This window comes from Paenibacillus sp. 10L310, from assembly GCF_056395745.1.
In genome coordinates, this window is sequence record NZ_JBFTKC010000050.1 from 1 (window position 1) to 782 (window position 782).

Sequence of the window (782 nt, forward strand, 5' to 3'; positions counted from 1 at the left end):
GCTTCAAGAGAAAGAGCACACGCTTGCGGATACACAAGAAGAACTGGCGATTGTAAAAAAAGCAGTGCACATCTTCAGCAAACCAAAGAGCTAAGATTTCAGTTTGTGGAAGACCATCGCTCCGAGTTTTCTTTGGAGAAGATGTGCAGAACCTTTCAAGTATCACGGAGCGGATATTACAAATGGCGAATGGACCGAACCAGCATGCGGCAGAACCGTAAAGACGAGGTCATGAAGCGTATTCGGTATCATTTTTACGACCACCAGATGCGGTGTGGAAGCCCTAAAATTACGTATCTGCTCCATTTAGAAGGGTTGCGAATCTCTTCCCGTACCGTCAGTATATACATGCGTCAAATGAATCTACGTTCTGTGGTCATGCCCAAATATCGCGTTCAGACGACGGATTCCAAACACAACCATCCCATTGCGCCGAATACGCTGAATCAGCAATTTAAAACGTCCAAACCGAATACGGTATGGGTTACCGACATCACCTACATTCCTTGCCGAGGAGGTCGTCTATATCTCGCCAGCGTTCTAGATTTGTGCACACGTGAAATTGTAGGTTGGCGTCTATATAACCATATGGAAACCAGTTTGGTGATGGGTGCACTGGAGGAAGCTTACAAGGCCAAACGCCCCGCTCCGGGATTACTCCATCACTCGGATCGCGGCTCTCAATACACGTCAAAAGAATACGTGGAGCAACTAAAATCATACGGAATGGAATCAAGCATGAGCCGCCGAGGAAACTGTTATGATAACGCCTGTATTGAGTC

Annotated in this window: 1 protein-coding gene; it reads left to right on the top strand. The window is 46.8% G+C overall.

All coding sequences use genetic code 11. From position 1 onward, the window contains the following. Positions 1-105: 105 nt before the first annotated feature. Positions 106-782, top strand: a 677-nt coding sequence (locus AC1DE7_RS31635) for an IS3 family transposase (RefSeq protein WP_477535892.1), incomplete at its 3' end; no start/stop codon positions are given.